Annotated in this window: 9 protein-coding genes and 1 tRNA gene; 6 read left to right on the forward strand and 4 right to left on the reverse strand. The window is 36.4% G+C overall.

What is annotated here, in order from left to right; all coding sequences use genetic code 11:
- The coding region (locus AACY61_RS07905; RefSeq protein ID WP_339611035.1) for a M20/M25/M40 family metallo-hydrolase at nt 1-488 on the reverse strand (488 nt) is incomplete at its 3' end.
- A 115-nt stretch (nt 489-603) separates the two neighbouring features.
- Between AACY61_RS07905 and AACY61_RS07910 the strand changes: the two genes are divergently transcribed.
- From AACY61_RS07910 to truB, 5 genes are all read left to right on the forward strand, one after another.
- A tRNA-Leu gene (locus AACY61_RS07910) sits at nt 604-685 on the forward strand.
- A 143-nt stretch (nt 686-828) separates the two neighbouring features.
- Nucleotides 829-1707, forward strand: a complete 879-nt coding sequence (locus tag AACY61_RS07915; protein ID WP_339611036.1) for a permease-like cell division protein FtsX — start codon at nt 829-831, stop codon at nt 1705-1707.
- 35 nt (nt 1708-1742) lie between these two features.
- The gene (locus tag AACY61_RS07920) at nt 1743-1997 is read left to right on the forward strand and encodes a DUF3098 domain-containing protein (RefSeq protein ID WP_188441980.1); all 255 of its coding nucleotides are present in this window, start codon (nt 1743-1745) and stop codon (nt 1995-1997) included.
- 4 nt (nt 1998-2001) lie between these two features.
- A complete protein-coding gene (locus AACY61_RS07925; protein ID WP_339611037.1) occupies nt 2002-2796 on the forward strand; it encodes an undecaprenyl-diphosphate phosphatase in 795 nt (264 codons plus the stop codon).
- 4 nt (nt 2797-2800) lie between these two features.
- A complete protein-coding gene (gene truB, locus AACY61_RS07930; RefSeq protein WP_339611038.1) occupies nt 2801-3511 on the forward strand; it encodes a tRNA pseudouridine(55) synthase TruB in 711 nt (236 codons plus the stop codon).
- A gap of 7 nt (nt 3512-3518) precedes the next feature.
- On the opposite strand, the gene AACY61_RS07935 is transcribed toward truB, so the two are convergent.
- Complete coding sequence (locus AACY61_RS07935) at nt 3519-4151, reverse strand: thioredoxin family protein (RefSeq protein WP_339611039.1); 633 nt, start codon at nt 4149-4151, stop codon at nt 3519-3521.
- A 116-nt stretch (nt 4152-4267) separates the two neighbouring features.
- Between AACY61_RS07935 and AACY61_RS07940 the strand changes: the two genes are divergently transcribed.
- Nucleotides 4268-4837 (forward strand): DNA-3-methyladenine glycosylase I, encoded by a 570-nt coding sequence (locus AACY61_RS07940; protein ID WP_339611040.1) that lies wholly within the window; start codon nt 4268-4270, stop codon nt 4835-4837.
- Between the two features lie 3 nt (nt 4838-4840).
- Here the strand turns inward: AACY61_RS07940 and AACY61_RS07945 are convergent, their stop codons facing one another.
- Together AACY61_RS07945 and AACY61_RS07950 are read right to left on the reverse strand one after the other, a co-directional pair.
- On the reverse strand, nt 4841-5185 hold the full coding sequence (locus AACY61_RS07945) for a hypothetical protein (RefSeq protein WP_339611041.1): 345 nt from the start codon (nt 5183-5185) through the stop codon (nt 4841-4843).
- A gap of 73 nt (nt 5186-5258) precedes the next feature.
- The coding region (locus tag AACY61_RS07950; RefSeq protein WP_339611042.1) for a leucyl/phenylalanyl-tRNA--protein transferase at nt 5259-5578 on the reverse strand (320 nt) is incomplete at its 5' end.

The following is a 5578-nucleotide window of genomic DNA, read 5'->3' on the forward strand; positions in this document are numbered from 1 at the left end:
ACACTGCCCACTTCTTCTTCACCTTCTATCATAAACTTGACATTGCAGGGCAGTTGGTTGGTTTGGGTCATATATTCCATCGCTTTCACGTGCATATACATTTGACCTTTATCATCACAGCTTCCGCGGGCAAAAATGGCACCTTCAGGATGGATGTCGGTTTTTTTGATGACCGGGTCAAATGGTGGGCTGTTCCATAAATCCAGCGGATCGGGTGGCTGCACGTCATAGTGACCGTAGACTAATACAGTTGGCAAGTTTTTGTCTATAATTTTCTCGCCATACACAATGGGATAGCCGGGGGTTTCGCATATTTCAAAGGTATCGCAGCCAGCTTTTTCAAGACTGGTTTTGACGGCTTCAGCAGTGGCAATCACGTCTTTTTTGTAGGCTGAATCAGCACTGATGGAAGGAATTTTTAATAAATCAATGAGTTCGGCAAGAAAACGGTCTTTGTTTTCTTCAATGTAATTTTTTGCGCTCTTCATAGTAAGTTTTTAATGAAACGTAAAACTACGAAAATCTGTTATTTTTATAAAGGAAGTTGTTTTTTTATTACAATCTTTGTTTATCTTTGCACCCAAATTAAATAAAAATCCAAATGCGGGCGTGGTGGAATTGGTAGACACGCTAGACTTAGGATCTAGTGCCGCAAGGTGTGAGAGTTCGAGTCTCTCCGCCCGCACAGAAACAAAGCTCTTCAGAAATGAGGGGCTTTTTGTATTTATGAAATATACTTTTTCTATTAAATTTTAGTTATTTCAATTAAAATAGGCACTTTATTCTTCCTTAACTTTAGTACTTTTACATCTGAAAACAGTTAAAACGATGAGCACTTCTTTTGAAAAATACCAAAAACGCAGGTTGATTTCCTCTTATTTTTCTGTAGTAATTAGTATTTCATTGGTATTATTTCTTTTAGGATTATTGGGTCTTTTAGTTTTGAACACCAAAAAAGTGGCTGATCATTTTAAGGAACAAATTGCCTTAAGCATTTATTTGAAAGAAACCGCAAAGGAAGTAGAGATTAATCAGTTACAGAAAAGCCTTTCATTGGCTGATTATACAAAAAGTGCTGTGTATGTTCCTAAGGAAGAAGCAGCTGAAAAATTAAGTGTTGAAATAGGTGAAGATTTTATTGATTATTTAGGCGACAATCCGTTGCAAAATTCCATTGATGTTTTTTTAAATGCAGAATTTGTAACACCCGAATTAATGGAAGAAATCACCAATGAAATTTTGTCTAAAGGTTTTGTTGATGAAGTGATTTATGATAAGCCTTTAATTGCTTTGCTGAATGATAATGTTAAAAAAATAAGCCTTTGGGTGTTGATTATAAGTGGGGTTTTTACTTTTATAGCGGTATTGTTGATCAACAGCTCTATTAGGTTATCAGTTTATTCAAAACGCTTTACGATAAAAACGATGCAAATGGTAGGAGCCACGAAGGGCTTCATTAGAAAACCATTTATCTGGAAGAGTGTTAAGCTGGGGGTAGTGGGAATATTTGTTGCTTGGATAGGATTGGCAATAGTAATATTTTATCTGAATAAAACATTTCCTGAACTTTTATTAATTGAGCAACCCCTCATTTTAGGAGCATTATTCTTGTCAATTTTCATTTTAGGAGTTTTCATTTCATGGTTAAGCACTTTTTTTGCTACACAACGGTTTTTGAATTTAAGAACAGATGAATTATACTATTAGACGACAGATTTGAGATATTAGATAAAACTATACTTATGGGAGAGCAAAAAAGAAAGCTTGAAAACAAAGAAGAATTCATTTTTCAGAAGGAAAACTATAAATGGATGTTTATTGGCCTTGGGTTTATTGCTTTGGGCTTTATCCTGATGGTGGGCGGTGGTAGTGATGACCCCAATGTGTTCAATCCTGAGATTTATAACTGGAGGCGCATCAGACTGGCACCTGCGTTGATTTTGATTGGGTTTGCCATTGAAGTCTATGCCATACTATTGAATCCAAATAAAAAATAGCTAGATGACCTATCTTGACGCATTGATCCTTGGAGCCGTCCAGGGGTTGACGGAGTTTTTACCGGTGTCTTCCAGCGGTCATCTTGAAATTGGGAAAGCCATCTTAGGCGACCAGAGTATTCCGCAGGAGAGCTTGTTGTTTACAGTGGTTGTGCATTTTGCAACCGCATTGAGCACAGTAATAGTGTTTAGAAAAGATATCATTGAAATTATTCAGGGGCTTTTTCAATTCAAATGGAACGAGGAGTTCAAATATTCATTTAAAATACTTCTTTCAATGGTTCCCGCTGCTTTAATCGGATTGGTTTTTAGTGACGAACTCGAAGCGTTTTTTAGCGGTGATATCCTCCTAGTAGGTTTTATGTTAATTGTGACGGCTTTGTTGCTTTGGCTTGCAGACAGGGCTAAAGACACAACTAAACCGGTGTCATTTAAAAATTCATTTGTGATTGGTGTGGCACAGGCAATCGCAATACTGCCCGGTATTTCACGCAGCGGTGCTACAATTGCCACCTCGGTACTGTTGGGGATTGACCGGGCACGAGCAGCCCGGTTTTCGTTCTTGATGGTAGTTCCTTTGATATTAGGAAAAATGGCCAAAGACATTTTAAGCGGTGATATTTCAACTGAAACAGCCAATCTGGGCATTCTAATTGCTGGTTTTTTATCTGCCTTTGTGTTTGGTATCCTTGCCTGTACCTGGATGATATTCATCGTCAAAAAAAGCAAGCTGTCTTACTTTGCGGTATATTGCTTTATCGTTGGGGTGGTTTCTATTGTGGTTGGGTACTATAATTAACAATATGAAATATACCGAAGAATCTTTCCAAGAAGGCCAAATCCTCCTAATCGACAAACCCCTGAACTGGACATCCTTTCAGGTGGTCAATAAAGTGCGGTGGTTGATTAAAAAACAGTTCAAACTAAAAAAAATAAAAGTGGGTCATGCCGGTACATTAGACCCATTGGCATCGGGGCTTTTAATCATTTGTACTGGGAAGTTTACCAAGCAAATAGACACCTATCAGGGCCAGGAAAAAGAATATACAGGCACCTTTACCCTGGGAGCCACCACGCCAAGCTTTGATCTGGAAACCGAACTCAACGAGCGATTTGATATTTCCAATATTTCCGAAGAAAAGATACAAGCTGCTACAGAACAATTCCTTGGTGAAATCAAACAGCAACCGCCAGTATTTTCAGCATTAAAAAAAGATGGCAAACGATTGTATGAATTCGCCCGAAGCGGTGAAGAGGTAGAAGTCGCTTTCAGGACCGTTCATATTTCAGTATTTGAGATTACTCGCATAGATCTGCCGGAAGTAGATTTCAGAGTGCAATGCAGTAAAGGGACATACATTCGTTCGTTGGCGCATGATTTTGGAAGAGCACTGGATAACGGCGCACATCTTTCAGTCTTGCGACGAACGAGAATTGGTTCATTTTCTGTAAATGAAGCAATAGATGTTGAAGGGTTTGAAAACTTGTTGAAGCGTTCAAACCCTTCAGCTTAAAGCAATACTATTCAATTTTGTTTAGCATTGTGATTTGATCAACAATAATTCCTGTTCCTTTATCATTGTTGTACCATTTTTGTAGGTCAATTTTAAATTCGGGGGTTAAATTGCCATTAATGCTTTTGAAGTCGACCACCATTTTTGTGGCTTCAGAAGGTCTTGGTCCCCAGGTATAAAGTACTTCATTTTTTTCGTTCAGGGCAATTAATTTAGGGATGGACCTAGCTCCATCAGTTAAAAAAGCATCTATTAAGGCTTGGTTTTCATCCCGATATACCAGTTTAAGATCAATATTCTTAGTTGACTCAGCAATTTTATTCAATACCGGAATGACTTGTGCTGCATCACCACACCAGGCCTCTGTTATTACCAACCAGGTGATTTTTTTGTCAAGTTTATTTATTTTTTGTTTATGGGCATTGTCTAATTCAATGCTCTTGTCGAGTCGTTTCATGCGCTTGTAGTTCAGCGCGGTATAGTCAATCAATATTTCAGATTGATCGGGTCCTGAAGTTGCTTCTTCTTTCGAAAAAAAGTTCATTTGCTTAAGATAAGCTTCGTAAGGCATTGCTGTAGCTAATGCCTTTTCAATAATTTTTTCACTCAGTGAAGTGAAAGCGATTACAATTGATTTCATAGGTTAAGAATTTAGGTTATTTGGGTCGCAAGAACATAGGAAAACTTTCACAATAAAAAATCTTCCTGTATATTCGTTTGCATTTTCAAATATAATGGAAACAAAATCAATAGTATATGACTAAAATCATAAATCGATGCCCTTGGTGTGGAACTGACCCTCTTTATGTAGAATATCATGATAAAGAGTGGGGTGTGCCGGTTTATGATGATGCTACTCTTTTTGAGTTTTTGATACTAGAGAGTTTTCAGGCGGGTTTGAGCTGGATTACCATTTTGCGTAAACGCGAAAACTTCCGCAAGGCGTTTGATGATTTTGATTATAAAAAAATCGCATTGTATCCCGATAGTAAAATTCAGGAGTTGTTACAAAATGAAGGTATTATTCGCAATAAGTTGAAAGTAAGAGCAGCCGTGACCAATGCACAAGCATTTATGGAAGTACAAAAGGAATTTGGCAGTTTTAGTGAATATATATGGGGGTTTGTGGATGGAAAACCAATAAAAAATAACCTAAAATCTTTACAGGACGCACCTGCAACCACAGCTTTGTCAGACACAATATCAAAAGACTTAAAGAAAAGAGGGTTTAAATTTATGGGAAGTACTGTGATATATGCACACTTGCAGGCAACAGGAGTGGTTAATGACCATCTTGTTGATTGCTTTAGGCATAATGAAGTTTAATTACTAATCTGTAAGTTTTTTATAGAGTGCCAAATATTCTTTTGCTTTTTGTTTCTGATTGAGGATTTCTAAAGTTTTTGAATATTGTAAATAAGCAATAGGTTCTGGTTTTTCATCCAGAGTAAACCATTTTTCAAACCATTTTTTGGAGTCCAAAAAATTTTTTTTCGCAAAATTTTCCTGTGCGAGTTTTTGATAGATTTGAGCAGATTCATAACCTCCCTCTACCACTTGTTCATAGATTTTTATTACATCAATTTCAATAGTAGTAGCAATATTTGAATTTTGACTAAAAACAGCACTTGAAAAAGTGACTGATAAAAAAGCTACGAATAAAATCTTTAACATGATAACGGGGATGATAATTTTTAAACTTTGTAAAAATCGCAAAAATTTGATTAAATCAAAAAAGAATAAAGGCTTATATTTTATTCTTTTCTGAAAGAATATTGAGAAATTGTTTTCTGTTAATTTCTTCTGCACCAAGTGACTCTAAGTGCTTTGAATATATTTGACAATCAATAAGTTTATAGTTTTTAATTTTTAATAGTTCAACTAAGTGATACAAGGCTACTTTTGAGGCATCATTCACTTTATGAAACATGCTTTCACCGCAAAAAACCTTTTTTTTAGGTAGATTAATACCATACAGCCCACCTTTTAAAGTATTATTTTGCCAGACTTCAATAGAAACAGCATGCCCTTTATGATGCAACTCAGCATAAGCTTCAATCATTTCCC

This window comes from uncultured Planktosalinus sp., assembly GCF_963973675.1.
GTDB lineage: Bacteria > Bacteroidota > Bacteroidia > Flavobacteriales > Flavobacteriaceae > Planktosalinus.